Source organism: Polaromonas sp. CG_23.6 (assembly GCF_029892315.1).
Lineage (GTDB): Bacteria > Pseudomonadota > Gammaproteobacteria > Burkholderiales > Burkholderiaceae_C > Polaromonas.
Window position 1 is genome coordinate 135312 of the sequence record NZ_JARXUY010000002.1, and the last position, 15864, is coordinate 151175.

The following is a 15864-nucleotide window of genomic DNA, read 5'->3' on the forward strand; positions in this document are numbered from 1 at the left end:
TGCCTGCATTGTGCAAAACCGCCTCTCAGGGCGCCATTGGGACATGTGCCGATTGCTTGCCTCCCGGCAGTGCCCCACATTTACCTACATGCGCGTAATCACCTGCATCTGCTCGAGCCGCTGCCAGGGCAGGCCCAGCACCAGGGCGTCAAATTGTGGTTGCGTCAGCGTCATTGGGGCCGCTGCATCAAAGACCTCGCGTGGCCAGGCAAAGCGGCCCTGGTTCAGGCGCCGGGCCGCGCACCACACGCCAAAGCCGTCGTGCACGAGCAGTTTCATGCGCGTGGCCCGCGCGTTGGCAAACAAATAGCCGTGATGCGCCTGAGCGGCGCCGAACACCTGTACCACCCGGGCCAGCAGCCGCTCGGGGCCGGCGCGCATGTCCACGGGAGAAGTCGCCAGCCACAGCGCGTCGATGCGAATCACCGCAGCCACTCGCGCAGCCAGGCCGCGCACTCGCCGGCACATTGGACGGGCCAGCTCACCGTGACAGTGGCCGCCCCTGGGCGGCGCACCTCCACGCGGATTTCTGGCAAAGTTGCCGCCGCCGGTGCGGGCATCTGCACGGCAATGAATTCGGTGCCGGACTTGGTGTTTGCCAAAGTAGGGCTGCCAGCGCGCAAATCAACGCATTGGGCATCCTCGCGCAGCCAGCGGTAAACCACGTTGGCGTTCAACCTGTTGCGCAGCGCTATCGCGGCCACGGAGGCTTCGGCCTGGCGGCAGGCCTGAAGCCATTTCGTTATACACAACTCCGGCAAAATTCCCCTCAAGAAAGATTTGAAGGAAAACGATGGGCTGGGCAGGCACTGAATTTGAGACGATAGACTTGGGCGATGAGCGGCGCAACAAGCGGGCCATCCGGCTGGTGGAGCGCTTGAGCGCCCAGCCCATGGCGAGCGTGCCGCAAGCCTGCGGGGACTGGGCCGACACCATGGCGGCGTACCGGTTCTTCGGCAACGAGGAAGTCGATTGGCGTGCGATTTTGGGCGCGCACACGGACTGCGCCAAGACGCGCATGGCCGGGCACGAGGTGGTGCTGTGCATTCAGGACACGACCGAGCTGGACTTCAACGGGCAGGAGGCCAGCGGCCTGGGGCCGCTGAGCTACGAAGCGCAGCGCGGCATGTACGCGCATCCGACCTACGCCGTGTCGACTTCGCGCGAACCGCTGGGCGTGCTCGACGCGTGGATGTGGGCACGCGAACCCAAAAACAAGGACGGCAGCCGCCCCGGCATCAAGGAGAGTGTGCGCTGGGTGGAAGGTTACGAGCGGCTGGCCGAAATGGCCGCCGAGTTGTCCGGCACCCGGTTGGTGTACCTGGCTGACCGCGAGGCCGACATCATGGAGTTGATGCGGCGTGCGCGCGCGCTGGGCACGCCTGTGGACTGGCTGCTGCGCTCCCAACACAACCGCACCCTGTCCAGCGGCGACAAACTCTGGATCTCTGTGTTGCAAAGCGAGCCTCTGGGCGAAATACGCTTTGTAATGGCCTCGCGCAAGGGCCAGCGCGCCCGTGAAGTGGTCCAGCAGGTGTGGGCGCAAATGCTCGAACTGCCCGATGGCAAAGGCCACTTTGTGCAGGCCAGTTGCATCGTGGCCAAGGAAATGCAGCCTGCCGCAGGCGACAAGCCTGTCGAGTGGCGGCTGCTGACCAATCTACCGGTGCAGAGCCTGGAGCAGGCCGCGCGCATGATTGACTGGTACCGGGCCCGCTGGGAAATCGAGATGTTCTTTCATGTCCTGAAGAACGGCTGCCGCATCGAGGCGCTGCAACTGGGAAGCATCGAGAAGATTGAGCGCGCGCTGGTGCTGTACATGGTGGTGGCCTGGCGTATCGCCCGGCTGATGCGGCTGGGGCGAAGTTGCCCGGACCTGGATGCCCAGTTGATGTTCGAGCCCGATGAGTGGAAAGCCGCCTACATCCTGAACAAGCAGAAGCTGCCAAGCAAGCCGCCCACGCTCAACGAGGTGGTGCGCTTGGTTGCCAGACTCGGTGGCTTTCTAGCGCGCACGGGTGATGGTGAGCCGGGCGTGAAAACCATCTGGCTGGGCATGCAGCGCATCCTGGACTTTGCCGCCGGCATCAGGTTCTCACGCGAGCTTCAGGCTCAGGGGACTTGTGTATAACGAAATGGCCTGAAGCACCTCGGCCCTGAATTGGGCGCTGTGTTTGCGCCGCGCCACTCTCTTCGTTTCCATAGTGCCCACTTGTTTGTTTCGTGGACACTATGTTTGACCGCTTTCTTCCCAGTCTCAAGATGGCATGGCTGGCCGCTTACAATGAATGTGCGTAAGGTGGGTGACCAGGTTTTTGCTACCGTGTTTGTGCCAGACGGAAAAATCCTTCACTTTGAGAATTTGTTGGTGGACTACGTTGCTGAGCGAAAAAATTCGCTTCAGCGTCCTATAGACAACCAAAAACTCGTCGACGCCATCCGGTCAGTTCGTGTTGCCACCTTCGACGCTGTGTGGACTGACTCTACTGAGGTACTTCCGACCGACGACCAGCAGGCGATCTGGTGGGAGGTATGGTTGCCCGCCGGCCAACATCGGCAGCAATCTATTGATGATTTTCGCCACCTTGCTTCGCTGGCTGGAATGCAGACCCGAGAACGAGCGCTGTTCTTCCCGGAGCGATCAGTCGTAACATTGCATGGGACAAAGGCGCAGCTACTTCAAGCCCCGCTTCTGCTGAACTCCATCGCTGAGCTACGGCGTGCGAAAGACACTGCCGCTTTCTTTGACTCCCTTAATCCTCACGAACAGGCTGAGTGGGCCAATGAATTGCAGTCGCGGCTTGGTACCGGTAATACTGAGGAAAATTCGCTCTATGTGACACTTCTAGACACCGGCGTTAACAACGGCCATCCGCTGCTTGCGCCATTTGTGGCTAGTGCCGACCTGCATAGTGTGGAGCCTGGTTGGGGCGTTGCCGATGCTGACGGTCATGGAACTGAACTTGCTGGACTATCATTGCTCGGCGATCTCGGACCTGCATTGGCTGATGGTATGCCTTTGCTCGTTGCTCATAGACTTGAATCAGTTAAGGTTCTGCAGCACGCTGGTGGAAACCAAGGTGAATCATACGGCGACTTGACAATAGAGGCTGTGGGACGCGTTGAAATATCCGCCGCAAATCGACGACGAATCTTCAGTATGTCTGTGACCGCTGATGACGGGCGTGACCGAGGTCGACCGTCTTCTTGGTCGGCAGTCATTGATCGCCTGGCTTCTAATTATGAATATCAGGGAGCGACCCCACGTCTGTTTTTCCTTTCAGCAGGTAATACTCAAGACACCGCTGCATGGGCTGAGCATCCAGCTAGTCTGGCAACCAATGGAATTCAAGATCCATCTCAGGCATGGAACGCCATTACGGTCGGTGCCTACTCTCAGTTGACCAACATCACTGAATCCGACATGGCACATTACCAAGCCATTGCAGCTGTGGATGATTTGAGTCCATTCACAACCACTTCGTGTACATGGTCCTCGGACTGGCCCTTCAAGCCAGACATCGTTATGGAGGGGGGAAATGCAGCGATTGAGCCGGGTGGATTTACTAGCACAGCGTCGAGTCTTTCGTTACTTACCACCCATTGCGAGCCTTTGCTAAGGTCTTTCACAACCACACACGCCACTAGCGCAGCTACGGCGCTCGCAACCAAGCTTGGTGCAGAAATTGGGGTGGCCTATCCTTCGTTTTGGCCAGAGACTGTGCGAGCCCTTATGGTTCATTCGGCGCGCTGGACGCCAAAAATGCTGGATCAATATCTCGGCCATCAGAAAAGTCGAGCTTCGCTCACGAACTTGCTGCGCCATTGCGGCTATGGTGTGCCAAATGTACAACGGGCATTGTGGAGCGCCTCAAACTCGCTGACGCTGATTGTGCAAGACCAGCTGCAGCCCTATGAAAAGGTTAATAGTGCCATCAAGACGCGGGATATGCATCTCCATGCTTTACCATGGCCGACCGACATACTGGAGAGCTTGGGCAACGTGAATGTCACCTTGCGCGTGACACTTTCTTATTTTATTGAACCCAATCCTGGTGACAGAGGATCAGCCAATAAATACGCGTATCAGTCGCATGCACTACGCTTCGCCGTTCGCCGACCGTTGGAAAATGAAGCCATCTTTCGAGCCCGCATAAATGCTCGCGCGCGTGATGAAGAGGATGGGCTTCCAGTGCAAACTGTTGGTGATGCAGGCTGGTTTATCGGCGAAACGTTGCGGCGCCGTGGATCATTGTTAAGCGATACGTGGACCGGGTCAGCTGCCGAGTTGGCAAATCGTGGACAGATTGCCATTTATCCAACGATGGGCTGGTGGCGGAACCGACCTGCGCTTAATCGGCACGATCAAACGGCTAGATACGCACTGCTGGTTTCAATTGAAGCGCCAGAGGTTGTTCAAGACCTTTATGCCGCAGTCGAGCAAGAGATCGAGCAATCGCTCATCGTTCCTATTACGGTGAGCTAGAAGGAGTTATCGCAGTTTTTCCAGTCATACAGGTTCAAGTAACGGGGCCGCCTACAGTTCAAATTACTTTATACAAGTAACGCTCTCTTTCTATTGGTTGGTAGGGCTAACTTCAATAATAAAAAATCATGTCCAAAGTGATCGAGCTTCCGCTCAACCGCGCCATCGTACTGCGCAACATAAACTGTGCTTACTGCAGTAAGAGCTTTGGACCAGACTTGGCGACGACTAAGGAACATGTCATCGGTAGACGTTTTGTACCACGAGGCGTTTTGTACCACGAGGCGTTTTAGCTGATCAATGGAACCTGATCCTGGTAATAGCCCGGCGAATACCGTTCTTGCTGAAATTTGAAGTGGCGCCCAAGATCGCAGCAGTTGCACTCCATTGGTGGTGTGCACTCAAGCCCGTGAAGTGGACACCATGCAAGAGTCGAATTCATCGCCCGTCATCGCCACAAAACGCAGGCATAGCGCGGCCTTCAAACGCAAGCTCCTGGAGCTGATTGAGCAACCCGGCGCATCCGTGGCCGGCGTTGCGCTGGAGCACGGCGTCAATGCCAACTTGGTGTTCAAGTGGAGACGCGCCAAGCGCGAGCGCAAACGTCCCGCAGGGCCTGTCCGCCAAACTGTGCTCTTGCCGGTAACCGTTGAGTCTCAAGAAACACTTCTGGCTGGCGCGCCTGACGGGCACGCTGCGATTGACAAGGAGGGCGTCATCGAGATCGAGATGGTCGGTGCCCGCGTGGTGCTGCGCGGCCGCATCGATCCGGCCAGTGTGCGCAGCGTCCTGATGGCACTACGGGAGATGGCATGATCGGTTTGCCCTCGGGCACGCGGATATGGCTTGCCGCCGGACGGACGGACATGCGCAGGGGATTCGATGGCCTGGCAGCCCTGGCGCAAAGCGCGCTGGATCAGGAACCGTTTAGCGGCCACGTCTTTGTGTTTCGGGGCAGGCGCGGCGACATCGTCAAGCTACTGTGGTGGGATGGCCAAGGCATGTGTCTATTTGCCAAACGGCTGGAGAAGGGCCGCTTCATCTGGCCGCAGGCCCAATCCGGTTCGGTCTCGCTGACCCCGGCACAGCTGTCGATGCTGCTCGAAGGAATTGACTGGAGAATGCCGGTTCGCACCTGGCAACCCACGCTTGCGGCGTAGGCGCTTTACGCTGCAGGAATGGGGCCTTCGGTTGACAGTGCAAGTCCTCTTTCCCGTTGGTAAATGCGCTGGCAAAGTAGCGTTCTATGAGTTCCCAGGCGCTGCCAAAAACCATCGAGATGCTGACAGACGATGTCACGCAGCGCGACGCCACAATCAAGGCGCTGCGCCTGACCATCGAGAAGCTCAAAATCGAACTCACGCACTTGAAACGCATGCGTTACGGCCGCTCCAGCGAGAAGATGGACGCCGCCCAAACCCAACTCGAACTGCTCAGTGCGGCACTGGCGCCGCTGATGCCCCTGGATACACCCCTTGACGCGCTGGGTGATGCCAAAGGCAGCCATGTGTGTGACCTGGAAGCCGAACGCAAGAAGCGGCGCAACAAACCTGCGAATTCACAGCAAAGCGGACTGCCTGCGCACCTTCCCCGCGAAGAGGTGGTTCACAGCGCCTGCGCCGCCGATTGCAAATGCGGCGCCTGCGGCACGGGTCTGCAGCAAATTGGGCAGGACGTCTCCGAGGTGCTGGACTACGAGCCGGGCAGCTTCAAGGTCATTCGCCACATCCGCCCGAAGTTTGCCTGCGCCCAATGCCTTGCGGTGACACAGGCGCTGGCGCCCAGGCGCCCGATGGATCGCTGCACGGCGGGTGCCGGCTTGATTGCCCACGTGATGGTGGGCAAATACGCCGATCACTGCCCCTTGTACCGGCAAAGCCAGATTTACGCGCGCGAAGACGTTGTCATTGCTGCCTCCACCATGGGCGGCTGGATGGGCAGCGCAGCCGCGCTGCTGACCCCCTTGGCCCAGGCGATTGGCCGCTATGCGCTGCAGGCATACAAGGTCCACAGCGATGACACGCCCACACGCGCGCTGGGCGCGGGCAAAGGCAAGGCCCACCTTGGCAGGATCTGGGCGTATGTGCGCGATGACCGCAGCTGGGGCGACGGCGCGCACCCGGCGGTATGGTTCCAGTATTCTGAAGACCGCCGGGGCGAGCATCCCAGGCAGCACCTGGGCAACTTCAGCGGTGTGCTGCAAGTCGACGCCTTCGCAGGCTACAACGCGCTCTTCAATGACGGCCGCGTCCTGGAAGCTGCATGCTGGGCCCACGCGAGACGGAAATACTTCGAAATCCACAAGCAGCAGGACCTTTTACCTGGAACCCTGGCACATCAGGCCTTGCAAAGGATTGCCAGGATCTATGCGGTGGAATCCGAGGTCCGAGGGCACAGCGCACAGTGGCGACGAAGTCAGCGGCAATTGCGGACGCGCCCGGTTCTGGAGGAAATGCACGCATGGCTGCACGCCGCGCTGGGCCAGATATCGGCCAAATCGCCCATGGCGCTGGCCATCGGGTACAGCCTGAGCAACTGGCGGGCGCTGACGCGTTTCCTGGAGGACGGGCGCATTGAGGCGGACAACAATATCGCCGAGCGCGCCCTCAGAGGCGTTGCCATTGGCAGGAAAAACTATCTGCACTTTGGCTCTGATGGCGGGGGGCACACGGCGGCGGTGATTTACACGCTCATTGGCACTGCCAAGTTGTGCGGCATCAATCCGCAAGCCTATTTGCGCTATGTGCTCGAGCGCATTGCAGACCATCACATCAACCGGATCGATGAGTTGTTGCCCTGGGCCGTGGCACAGCATCTGGGGAGTGGCGTCATCCAGCCGCTGCCGCTGGCCGCCTGAGCGGCATTGGGCGATTTGCTTGGAATATGGCGCCGATGCGAGAATTGTTTGCATGACCGCGCAACTCTTCAAGCTCCCGTCAAAAAACCGTTCGAAATCTACGAAATCCTATCAGCTGCGAGTCGAACTCAAGAGCGTAAAGCCGGCCGTGTGGCGTCGCATTGCTGTGCCCGGCACCATCAAACTCTCCAAACTCCATCACATACTGCTGGCGGCCATGGGCTGGCAAGGTGGGCATTTGCACGAATTCATCTTTGCGGACGCCATGTATGGGGAGGCGCAAGTCGAAATGGAGCCCGGCGTGGAAGATGAGTCCCGCGTATCCCTGGTCAAGGCCATGGACGGCGCCAGTTCGTTCACCTGGATCTACGATTATGGGGACCACTGGGAGCACAAGATCAAGGTCGAGCGCATCGTCGACCTGGGCGTGCCGCTGGACACGGCGATGTGTATCACCGGAAGAAACGCATGCCCGCCGGAAGACGTTGGTGGAGCACCAGGTTATGAAGAGTTCGTCGATGCCATTCGTGATCCCGCAAACCCAGAGCATCAAACCATGCTTGAGTGGTGTGGGGGTGCGTTCGACCCCAGCGCGTTTGATCCATTTGCTGCTCAGCAGCGGCTCGACGAAATCAAGCTCTGATCGACAACTTCGTCAAGTACGGTATTCGCCGGGCTATTACTGATCCTGAATGTCTGCACACATTGCAATGGCGAAAAATCCAAGCTGGAAGACGACATTTCGGTCATCTCAATGATGCCTGATCAGTTTGGACGCTACCCAAGTGATGATCCGCGACTAAAAGCTGAGGTTGCTCGTAAGGCGATCAAGTCGAGGAGTCGCCGAACAGGAAAGGTTGTCGCTGATAGCCATGAGCAGATCGAGATCAAAAACGCCTTTGGACCGGCAACTTTTTCCTTCAATTTCACGGCGCCAGCTCAAGTTGAGGAGTCGCGACTTTATCAGTTAGCGCACTATCACTTTCTCGGCTTCTTCTATTGGATAACTTATCAAGTTAAAACAAAACGAGGCGGATTCGTTAAAGGTGGGTTTTTCCCAATAGCGGCCATCCATCGGGGAGATTGGGGTTCGCCGCGTTCACGCTGGTTCATGGATCTCGTGCGAAATTGGGAGCTAAGGGTTCATGCGATTGGTGCCAGCACTTTTTTCAAACTGCTAATTCGCCGTCATCCCGAACCACTGGCAGTCTGGTCGTGGGCTGTTGAGTGGAACCAATCCATACGGGTCATTGGCTTTGCGGGCGATGAGGATGGCATACGTTCCATTATTTCGGCCGCGCCCATTCATCAAATGGAGCTAGTCCAACAGAGTGATCACGAATCTTTTCGGATCCGGACTGAAATTCCATTAGCTGAAGTCTTCGACGACCTATTCACAATACTAATTAACATCGACGAAACCTAATGAGCACCGGTACACTGTGCTGCTGCGGGGTGGCCTTGCGCTTATTGGCGTCCATCCAGCCTAGCGACGATACACAATCTATTTTTTCTTTTCTTCGGCCTTAGCGTTACGCCTCAATTTTGAAAACGATTTGCCAGCTAAGGTTTTCTCACACTGCTGGGTATCCTTGGCGCCTTTGCTACGCACCGTAGAAGATTTTGAGCCCCAAGACAGGCCCTAACCACCATGGATTGAAAGAAATTACTCCACCCCCAGCGCCTTGAACACTGCATCCACCGGGTCCGAGTAAAAACTGGTCTGGAACTTGGCAAACAGCTCGCCCGGCACCGATGGCAGGTCAATCACGCTCGACATCGGCAGCAAGATGCGTTTGGCGCCCGCATCAAACGCGACCTGCATGCTTTCGGCCAGGTTGCGCACCGGCACGATGGCCCGTCGGTAAGATTCGTGCAAAACCGGCCACTCACCCTTAATCTCTAGTTTTTGCTTGGCCGCGATGTTGTTTGGACTTGTTATGGTTCAGTGTCCTGACACTTTTAGCACCTTATGACACCGACCACAGCGCGCGTAATTTATCCAGAGCTGCCTGATCCGCTGACCCAAGGCGACTTGCGGCAACTCTTCAATACGAGTTTCGATGAGCGCAAGTGGGCGTCAAGCGTTGCGCGAACACCCGCGTCCCAGGTAGCATTACTGGTTCACCTGAAGATTTTCCAGACCATTGGACGGTTTCTGTCTGCCGCCGATGTCCCGCTTGCGGCCGTTGAGTACGTGGCTTGCCGAATGGCCGTTGAATCCGAAGCAACTCTAATTTGCCCGCACCGAACGCACTATCGGCACCGCCAGGCGATCCTCCGTCGCTTAAAAGTAGTTGCGTGGGGAGCCGATGCGCGTGCGCTGGCCCAAGCAACGATGTGTAAGACCGCCCAAGCGCGTACCGATCCAGCTGACATCATCAATTCGGCGATTGACGCACTCATTCGGCATGATTTTGAATTGCCGCCTCTGGCTACGTTACGTCGGCTCGCAGGTACCGCGCACAGCAACATTAATGCGGGCCAATGGGCCGAAGTGTGTGGCCGCCTCAGTTCGGCGCAACAAGTTGTACTGGAAACCCTGTTGGTCGTCGATCCGAAGACACAGAAATCACCATTCGCCAATCTATGCTCAACGCCAGGCAGGCCGTCACGCAAAAATCTCAATGTTCTGATTGATCGCTATCAATGGCTTCAAGGGCTTCCAAATCCAGCCACGGCGCTGCAGTCCATCGCCGATTCGAAAATACTGCAATGGGCCAATGAGGCCAGGCGGCTCAACGCACTGGAGTTACGGGAGTACATCACCGCACGGCGCCACACGTTGCTGATGGCGGTGATTCACGATGCGCGCGGCCAGGTCCTTGACGGCCTGACACAAATGCTGCTCAGGCTCGCCCGAAAAGTCGAATGGAAAAGTGAGCTACGCCTGACAGAGTGGTATCAAACACGGCGCAATAAAACCGATGCCCTTATCCGCGCGTTTCGGGACACGCTGATCGTTCACGGTACGGAAGTTGACCCAGTACAAAAAGTGTCCAGAGTAGAGACTGTGTTCGCCGCCCAGGGAGGCCAAGTGGCGCTCGTAAAAAGCTGCGACGAACACCTGCATCATGAAAAACAAAACTGGCGTCCACTTGCTCGAGCTGTGTTTGTTCCGCTACTCAAACCCATGAGTTTTTGGATGATGGCCTTGTCGGCCAGTGGCGACGGTTTTTCCAGGGGCAGCAGCCGGCCAAAGCTCACCACGAATTCCCGGAACTCTGGACTTTCACGCCACTTCGGCAAGGAAAAGGGTTCGAACCGGGAGGCAATCTGCGGATCGGTCTGCATGGCATACAGCGCTTCATTGGTGCCCAGTGGCACGATCGGCATGCGCAATTCATTGCTGATGAATTTGAGCTGGTTCAGCAGTTGACGCTGTTCGCGGACTGAACCGGCCAACAAGTGATGGACCTCGTCGATGATCATCAACTTTGGCGGCTGGCGGTGCAGCAGGCGCAGTCCGAGCAACTCCATATCGGTGCCGCGGCTATTGACTGGCGGCTGAATACCCAGGCCTTCGATGATCTGGGCGTACAGCTTGTTGTCGCAAGGGTTGGCAGGCATCTGAAGGTGAACCGTTTTACGGATTTCCACTTCATTGAACTCATTGCATATGTTGGGGTTGCCCTGAACAAACTTTTCGACAATCATGGTTTTGCCAATGTTGCTGTCGCCGTGCAGCAGCATGCAGGGCATGCGCCCGCTGGGTGGGTGATTGAGCAAGTGCGCCATTCTGGCCAGCGCCTCATTACCTCGGGAGTACGCCACCCACTTGGGCGCATACAGTCTGGACACGCGTTCATCGATCGAGCCTTCCAGGTAAGACCAGACCCCGATATGCAGATGATCAAGGCCGATTGCCATGGCTCAGTTGTCCCATATTTCAGCGTCCGAAGGCTTTACCGGCTGCGAATAATCTACCCCGCCTGCGGCAGTAGCTGCTCTGCCCATCGTTGCGGACTGGGCATCTTTGTATCGCTGCGACTGTCGCCTTACCGCCTTTGTTTTGGCCGTGGCACGCTCGATCAAGGCACGCTGGGCAGTCACGGCCTGGAATATGGCTTCCTGAGTGGGGCGTTGTGACCCTGTTCGCGCAACGCATACAAGGCGGCGCGCTGCTCCCACAGCGTGATGGGCGGCAACGCCAGATCAGCGTACGGTATCGGGCAGTAGCGCCGGTCGGGTCCGTACACAAACACCCTGGACAGATTTCGCGGATCGTAGCGCACCAGCACAGGGGAGCCAAGTTGCACGATGGATGGCAGCACGTTGTCACAGTAGCGGATGTTGAACAGGTGCAATCCATCCCGGCGCAGTTTGCGCTGCAACGAGGGCAGAAAGCTGATCATGAATTGATCGGGTTGCTCAGGCAGCGACCGGGCGCGCGCAGTCGGGCCACTTGTCGCGGCCTGCCACGCCGCCAAGGGGCTCCGGCGAATTGCCTTGTGGACGTGTTCCCGAGAAGGTCACGATGGACAAAAGCGGCGCCAACAAGGCGGCCATGGATGAGATCAATGCCCGAGGCGAAACACCGGTCATCGTGCGACAAGTGAAGTACCTGAACAACATCGTGGAGCAGGACCATCGGGCCATCAAACGAGTCACCAGGCCGATGCTCAACTTCAAGTCATTTCGATCGGCCAAAAATGTACTGGCTGGCATCGAACTTATGCACATGATCCGCAAAGGTCAGCTACTTCTGCAAGGCGGTAACGAAAGATCTTTTGCCGACTAGTTTTATGTATTGGCAGGACAAATCCGTCCCATCTGAGGAGCAGGTATTCGTTCGCCTCCAAAACATGTTTATCAATCGGCAACGCGACACCCATTAGCCGGTCGGTGTCAAGCGAGCATAAAAATTCATGACGGCGTCAGCCGTCTGTCTTCAATCTATCCCTTTCCAAGCTGTTTACAGTTGCCAACCGCGTCCGTTTCTTCGATTCTTGGCTGCGACGAATCGCGCCAGACACCCATCAGGATCAAGCGAGCGGCCCTGTCACTGCCTCTCGCCCTGGCGGCTTGGCCGCCCCAGAAGAACGTTGGTGCCGAAATGTGTCCAATGGTTGATCACAGATCCGTGGCTGCCGACATATCGGCTCCAATCCATTAATGGTTCACATCGCGGGCGATCCGCATTACTGCAAACGGGTGACGGTGGCTCGCCATCCAATTCAGAACCGTCGGCTGCTACTCCAGTCGCGTTACCGGGCTTGACGGCCACCGTCGTGACTCATGCGAAGCAGCGCGTCACATCAAATGGCAGGCCTTCCTTCAGCATGTGAAAGCACGCTCTGGCCAATTTGTGGGCAAGGGCCTTGATGGCCACCACGTTGTTCGTCTTGGCCTTCTTTCTGTCGTAGAACCGTTTTGCCTCAGCATTGAATCGCATCGCATAAACAGCAGCCTCCCCAAACGCCCAGGCAAAGTACTTGTTACCGTTCTTCGTATTGCCTGCGCCTTTCTTCTTGCCATTGCTGGTATGCACGCTGTCGACGCAACGCGCGTAAGAGGCAAAGTTGCCAGCAGCTTTGAAGCGATCAATCGGGCCTGTCTCCAGCACGATGGTGGTCGCCAGCACCTGGCCAATACCCGGCACGCTGGTGAGCAGTTCATACTCCGGGCGTGTCTTGACGGCTGCCTGCAATCGCTTTTCAAGCAGATCGATCTGCTCGGAAAGCGCCGTGATCACCGCCACGTTGGCTTTGACCGCCAGTGTCACATCCGGCGGCAAAGGCATCTCATTGACCCGCTCCGTGGTCAAGCGTTTGACCTGATTGCTGCTGTTGTGTTCTCCATTTTGGCGCGCCGTGATGTTCTCGACGGCCAGAATGTGGGCCGTGCGGCTGCGTACCAGTTGCATCCGCTTTCGCGCCAGATCGCGTACGGCGCGGTGCTCTGGTGCCAAGATCGTTCCCGTCGGCAAAATCCCCAGCCGCAGCAAGTGCGCCAGATAACGCGCATCGGCTTCGTCGCCACTGTGCTTGAGACCATCGTGTTTCTTGATCGCTGTCGTGTTGGCCAGATGCACGGTAAAGCCCGCTGCTTTCAAACCGTCGACCAGCCAGTACCAGTTGAAGGTCGATTCGACAACGACCCCTGCCAACTCCTCGCGCCAGGGCGCCAGGAGTTGCACGATCTTCGCCAGGTCGTTGGGCAGGCGTTTTTCTGCTACCACCCGGTCCTCCTCATCCATCACCGTCACCACACTGTTGTTCGAGTGCAGGTCAATTCCGCTGTATTTCATCTTGGCCTCCTGTGGGTTAAAGCAAAGTTTGGAAACTCACTTTAATTCCGCCACCAGTCTTCGTACAGGGTGGCCGGCTAGATGATTTTCAGAACCCTCGAATTCGCCAACAGTATCCTCAGGTTACATAGCCATTCTCGAATAATACCTCCAGGAATTACCCCAGATGTGTCAACAGATGGCGCCAGAAGTTCAGGCGTGCTTCCAGCGTTGACACCAGGATGTGCTCCTGTAGAGTATGCGCGCCGTCGCCATCGGCCCCCAGTCCATCAAGTGTGGGCACGCCAAGTGCCGATGTGAAGTTGGCGTCACTGCCGCCACCTGTCATGGGCGCATCTTCGAGGGTAAACCCAGCGTGACGGGCCGAGTCTTGTGCGCGCGCCAGAAGCGCAACTACGGCGTCGCTCTTGATCATGGGCGGACGGTTCACCTCGACGTCGATGTCGAGTTCCATATCCGGACCCAAGGGTTTGAGAGCCTGCATCTTGTCCACCAGTTCGTCGGCCGCACGAAGGTCAGGCAGGCGAAAGTCCACCACGCAGCGGCAAAGCGCGGGCACGGTGTTGGTGGCGGTGCCTCCCTCGATGGTGCCCACACTGACGGTGACGCCGCGCGCGTAGTCGGTCATGGCCTCCAGTGCGAGGATCTGGTGCGCCATTTCGCGGATGGCGCTGCGTCCTTTTTCATGTTGCACGCCGGCATGCGCGGCCCGGCCCTTTACGCTCAGGCGCAGCATGCCCGTGCCTTTGCGAGCCGTCACGCACTTGCCACCGTTGGCGCGCGCCGGCTCGCACACCAGGGTGTAGCGCGCGCAGGCCGCAAAAGCCTCGATGTGCGGGCGCGAGGCGTGGCTGCCGGTTTCTTCGTCGGGCACGATGACAAAGTCCACCGGCAATGCGGTGGTGGCGGTGCCGGCTAAGTCGCGCAGCGCCGTCAGCGCGAGGTAAATGCCTGCCTTCATGTCGTAGCCGCCAGGGCCGTACAGGCGGTCGCCTTCGATGCGGCAGGGGTTATCTTGCAGCGTACCGATCGGGTGTACGGTGTCGGAGTGCCCCAGGATCAGCAGGCCCGGCCGCTCGTCGCCGTCAGCGCGGTTGCTGATGTGCAGCAATGGTCCCACGTTGGGGCCGAAGGACGTCTCCGTGGCCTGCAGGCCGGCTTCGAGCGCGTAGCTTTGGATAACCGCGACCATGCGCGCCAGTCCTTCGGGGCTGCTGGTGGGCGATTCGCATTGCATCCATGAGGTGATGCCGTCAACAAGGGATTGGGTGGTGGTGGAGGTCATGGGCGCAGTCCAGGGAGGTAAAACGATAAATGGGAGGAGAAGAGCTGTGTCAGGCCATATGCTGGCCTGCGAGGGCCGCGAGTTGGTCGCTGTCAGGCAAACGGTGGTGAAACCACAGGTGCGCGCACACGGCCGACATGGCTTGGCCATCATGGCCAATGCCCGCGATAGAGTGCAATTGCCAATCAAACGGCAGGCCACGGCGTGCCGCTTCGGCTTTCGCGGTGGCGTAGTAGTGCAACGCGCGGGCGTGGCGGTGCGGTCCCTGGCGCAGAGCTGCAGGCTCGGACGGCAGGTGCGGGTCATTTGTCTCGGTGTCCTGGTCGCCCGCCAAAATGGTCAGCGGGGACGCGAACAGGCGCGCCAGGCTGTCGGCATTTGCGGGTGTGCCGCCCAGGCCTTCGGGAAATGGAAGTTCGAGCAGGGGCAGCGTGTACCAGCCCGGGTTGCCGGCCGCGACCTGCGTGAATACGCCCGGCGTAAGCACACTCATAAGCCGGTGCACAAACTGCCCGCCCGCCGAATGCCCAAACAGGTATAGCGGCTGATTGGCCAGCAGGCCCGAGGTCTTGAGATCGTCCACCAGGCGGGTGACGACGGTGTACGACCACCTATCGGGCGTGGTGGCAGCGGCCGTGTCGGCAAGGGCCGCACGGTCGGTGGTGGCGAGCAGGTTGCCGTTGTTATAGCTCACCACGTCTGGCCATTGTTCGTTAGAGAACGTGGGAGCGATGATCACCAGGCCGTGCTCGTCGGCAGCGGGTATCCAGAAGTCGCGGTAGTCATCACCGTTGCGCAGCACCCCGTGCTGCACCAGAACGATGGGGCTGTTGGCCGTGGCGTGGGCCGGCCGATACGTGTTGAGCGTGATGGAGCGGGAATTGGGCGCCGCGCTGTTGCGGTATTCCACCGCGTGGCGGCCCGCGCCCTGCACGGCGTCGCGCAGTATCTGAAGGTGAAGTTTGTAGGACATAGAGTGAGGTTGG

General features: G+C 58.3%; 15 protein-coding genes and 3 pseudogenes. 9 read left to right on the forward strand and 9 right to left on the reverse strand.

All coding sequences use genetic code 11. The features are described from left to right. Window positions 1-84: 84 nt before the first annotated feature. Together tnpB (H4V98_RS20135) and H4V98_RS20140 are read right to left on the reverse strand one after the other, a co-directional pair. On the reverse strand, window positions 85-435 hold the full coding sequence (tnpB, locus tag H4V98_RS20135; RefSeq protein WP_196865129.1) for an IS66 family insertion sequence element accessory protein TnpB: 351 nt from the start codon (window positions 433-435) through the stop codon (window positions 85-87). Then, window positions 423-704: an IS66 family insertion sequence element accessory protein TnpB gene (locus H4V98_RS20140; RefSeq protein WP_280757915.1), complete on the reverse strand. Its 282-nt coding sequence runs from the start codon at window positions 702-704 to the stop codon at window positions 423-425. Before H4V98_RS20140 ends, tnpB (H4V98_RS20135) begins: the two co-directional genes overlap by 13 nt. A gap of 89 nt (window positions 705-793) precedes the next feature. Between H4V98_RS20140 and H4V98_RS20145 the strand changes: the two genes are divergently transcribed. From H4V98_RS20145 to H4V98_RS20175, 7 genes are all read left to right on the forward strand, one after another. Then, window positions 794-2131 (forward strand): IS4 family transposase, encoded by a 1338-nt coding sequence (locus H4V98_RS20145; RefSeq protein WP_280757283.1) that lies wholly within the window; start codon window positions 794-796, stop codon window positions 2129-2131. A 153-nt stretch (window positions 2132-2284) separates the two neighbouring features. Next, the gene (locus H4V98_RS20150; protein ID WP_196864801.1) at window positions 2285-4486 is read left to right on the forward strand and encodes a S8 family peptidase; all 2202 of its coding nucleotides are present in this window, start codon (window positions 2285-2287) and stop codon (window positions 4484-4486) included. A 423-nt stretch (window positions 4487-4909) separates the two neighbouring features. Next, window positions 4910-5302 (forward strand): transposase, encoded by a 393-nt coding sequence (locus H4V98_RS20155; protein ID WP_051983916.1) that lies wholly within the window; start codon window positions 4910-4912, stop codon window positions 5300-5302. Then, window positions 5299-5646: an IS66 family insertion sequence element accessory protein TnpB gene (gene tnpB, locus H4V98_RS20160; protein WP_196864800.1), complete on the forward strand. Its 348-nt coding sequence runs from the start codon at window positions 5299-5301 to the stop codon at window positions 5644-5646. The genes H4V98_RS20155 and tnpB (H4V98_RS20160) overlap by 4 nt, the downstream gene beginning before the upstream one ends. 86 nt (window positions 5647-5732) lie before the next feature. Next, on the forward strand, window positions 5733-7343 hold the full coding sequence (locus tag H4V98_RS20165; RefSeq protein ID WP_036803739.1) for an IS66 family transposase: 1611 nt from the start codon (window positions 5733-5735) through the stop codon (window positions 7341-7343). 52 nt (window positions 7344-7395) lie between these two features. Then, entirely contained in the window at window positions 7396-7986 is a 591-nt protein-coding gene (locus H4V98_RS20170; RefSeq protein WP_280757916.1) for a plasmid pRiA4b ORF-3 family protein, read from the forward strand. A 114-nt stretch (window positions 7987-8100) separates the two neighbouring features. Beyond that, window positions 8101-8769 (forward strand): hypothetical protein, encoded by a 669-nt coding sequence (locus H4V98_RS20175; RefSeq protein ID WP_196864796.1) that lies wholly within the window; start codon window positions 8101-8103, stop codon window positions 8767-8769. Window positions 8770-9009: 240 nt separating this feature from the next. Here H4V98_RS20175 and H4V98_RS20180 read toward each other — a convergent pair. Then, window positions 9010-9198: pseudogene (locus H4V98_RS20180) on the reverse strand (peptidase); the annotation flags it as partial. Between the two features lie 117 nt (window positions 9199-9315). On the opposite strand from H4V98_RS20180, the gene H4V98_RS20185 reads away from it, so the two are divergent. After that, window positions 9316-10722: a DUF4158 domain-containing protein gene (locus tag H4V98_RS20185; protein ID WP_231374887.1), complete on the forward strand. Its 1407-nt coding sequence runs from the start codon at window positions 9316-9318 to the stop codon at window positions 10720-10722. Here the strand turns inward: H4V98_RS20185 and H4V98_RS20190 are convergent. The 3 genes and pseudogenes from H4V98_RS20190 to H4V98_RS20200 all read right to left on the reverse strand — a co-directional run. Next, window positions 10638-11213, reverse strand: a pseudogene (locus tag H4V98_RS20190) (TniB family NTP-binding protein); the annotation flags it as partial. The gene H4V98_RS20185 and the pseudogene H4V98_RS20190 overlap by 85 nt on opposite strands. Before the next feature lie 179 nt (window positions 11214-11392). Next, window positions 11393-11698, reverse strand: coding sequence for a Mu transposase C-terminal domain-containing protein (locus H4V98_RS20195; RefSeq protein WP_196864795.1), 306 nt, complete (start codon window positions 11696-11698; stop codon window positions 11393-11395). A gap of 16 nt (window positions 11699-11714) precedes the next feature. Then, entirely contained in the window at window positions 11715-11852 is a 138-nt protein-coding gene (locus tag H4V98_RS20200) for a hypothetical protein (protein ID WP_196864806.1), read from the reverse strand. Here H4V98_RS20200 and H4V98_RS20205 point away from each other — a divergent pair. Next, window positions 11806-12084 (forward strand): annotated as a pseudogene (locus H4V98_RS20205) (DDE-type integrase/transposase/recombinase); the annotation flags it as partial. The gene H4V98_RS20200 and the pseudogene H4V98_RS20205 sit on opposite strands and share 47 nt — an antisense overlap. A gap of 495 nt (window positions 12085-12579) precedes the next feature. Here the strand turns inward: H4V98_RS20205 and H4V98_RS20210 are convergent. The 3 genes from H4V98_RS20210 to H4V98_RS20220 all read right to left on the reverse strand — a co-directional run bounded on the left by H4V98_RS20210 (window position 12580) and on the right by H4V98_RS20220 (window position 15851). Continuing rightward, entirely contained in the window at window positions 12580-13593 is a 1014-nt protein-coding gene (locus H4V98_RS20210) for an IS110 family transposase (protein ID WP_196864794.1), read from the reverse strand. Window positions 13594-13750: 157 nt separating this feature from the next. Next, window positions 13751-14878, reverse strand: coding sequence for a M20 family metallopeptidase (locus H4V98_RS20215; RefSeq protein WP_196864793.1), 1128 nt, complete (start codon window positions 14876-14878; stop codon window positions 13751-13753). A 49-nt stretch (window positions 14879-14927) separates the two neighbouring features. Further along, window positions 14928-15851, reverse strand: coding sequence for an alpha/beta hydrolase (locus H4V98_RS20220; protein WP_196864792.1), 924 nt, complete (start codon window positions 15849-15851; stop codon window positions 14928-14930). Between the last annotated feature and the right edge of the window lie 13 nt (window positions 15852-15864).

What these genes read in the sequence shown, in the direction of transcription:
- H4V98_RS20145 (WP_280757283.1), top strand. Translation starts at nt 794, where the DNA reads ATGGGCTGGGCAGGCACTGAATTTGAGACGATAGACTTGGGCGATGAG.
- H4V98_RS20150 (WP_196864801.1), top strand. Translation starts at nt 2,285, where the DNA reads ATGAATGTGCGTAAGGTGGGTGACCAGGTTTTTGCTACCGTGTTTGTG.
- H4V98_RS20155 (WP_051983916.1), top strand. Translation starts at nt 4,910, where the DNA reads ATGCAAGAGTCGAATTCATCGCCCGTCATCGCCACAAAACGCAGGCAT.
- tnpB (WP_196864800.1), top strand. Translation starts at nt 5,299, where the DNA reads ATGATCGGTTTGCCCTCGGGCACGCGGATATGGCTTGCCGCCGGACGG.
- H4V98_RS20165 (WP_036803739.1), top strand. Translation starts at nt 5,733, where the DNA reads ATGAGTTCCCAGGCGCTGCCAAAAACCATCGAGATGCTGACAGACGAT.
- H4V98_RS20170 (WP_280757916.1), top strand. Translation starts at nt 7,396, where the DNA reads ATGACCGCGCAACTCTTCAAGCTCCCGTCAAAAAACCGTTCGAAATCT.
- H4V98_RS20175 (WP_196864796.1), top strand. Translation starts at nt 8,101, where the DNA reads ATGCCTGATCAGTTTGGACGCTACCCAAGTGATGATCCGCGACTAAAA.
- H4V98_RS20185 (WP_231374887.1), top strand. Translation starts at nt 9,316, where the DNA reads ATGACACCGACCACAGCGCGCGTAATTTATCCAGAGCTGCCTGATCCG.
- H4V98_RS20195 (WP_196864795.1), bottom strand. Translation starts at nt 11,698, where the DNA reads ATGATCAGCTTTCTGCCCTCGTTGCAGCGCAAACTGCGCCGGGATGGA.
- H4V98_RS20200 (WP_196864806.1), bottom strand. Translation starts at nt 11,852, where the DNA reads ATGGCCGCCTTGTTGGCGCCGCTTTTGTCCATCGTGACCTTCTCGGGA.
- H4V98_RS20210 (WP_196864794.1), bottom strand. Translation starts at nt 13,593, where the DNA reads ATGAAATACAGCGGAATTGACCTGCACTCGAACAACAGTGTGGTGACG.
- H4V98_RS20215 (WP_196864793.1), bottom strand. Translation starts at nt 14,878, where the DNA reads ATGACCTCCACCACCACCCAATCCCTTGTTGACGGCATCACCTCATGG.
- H4V98_RS20220 (WP_196864792.1), bottom strand. Translation starts at nt 15,851, where the DNA reads ATGTCCTACAAACTTCACCTTCAGATACTGCGCGACGCCGTGCAGGGC.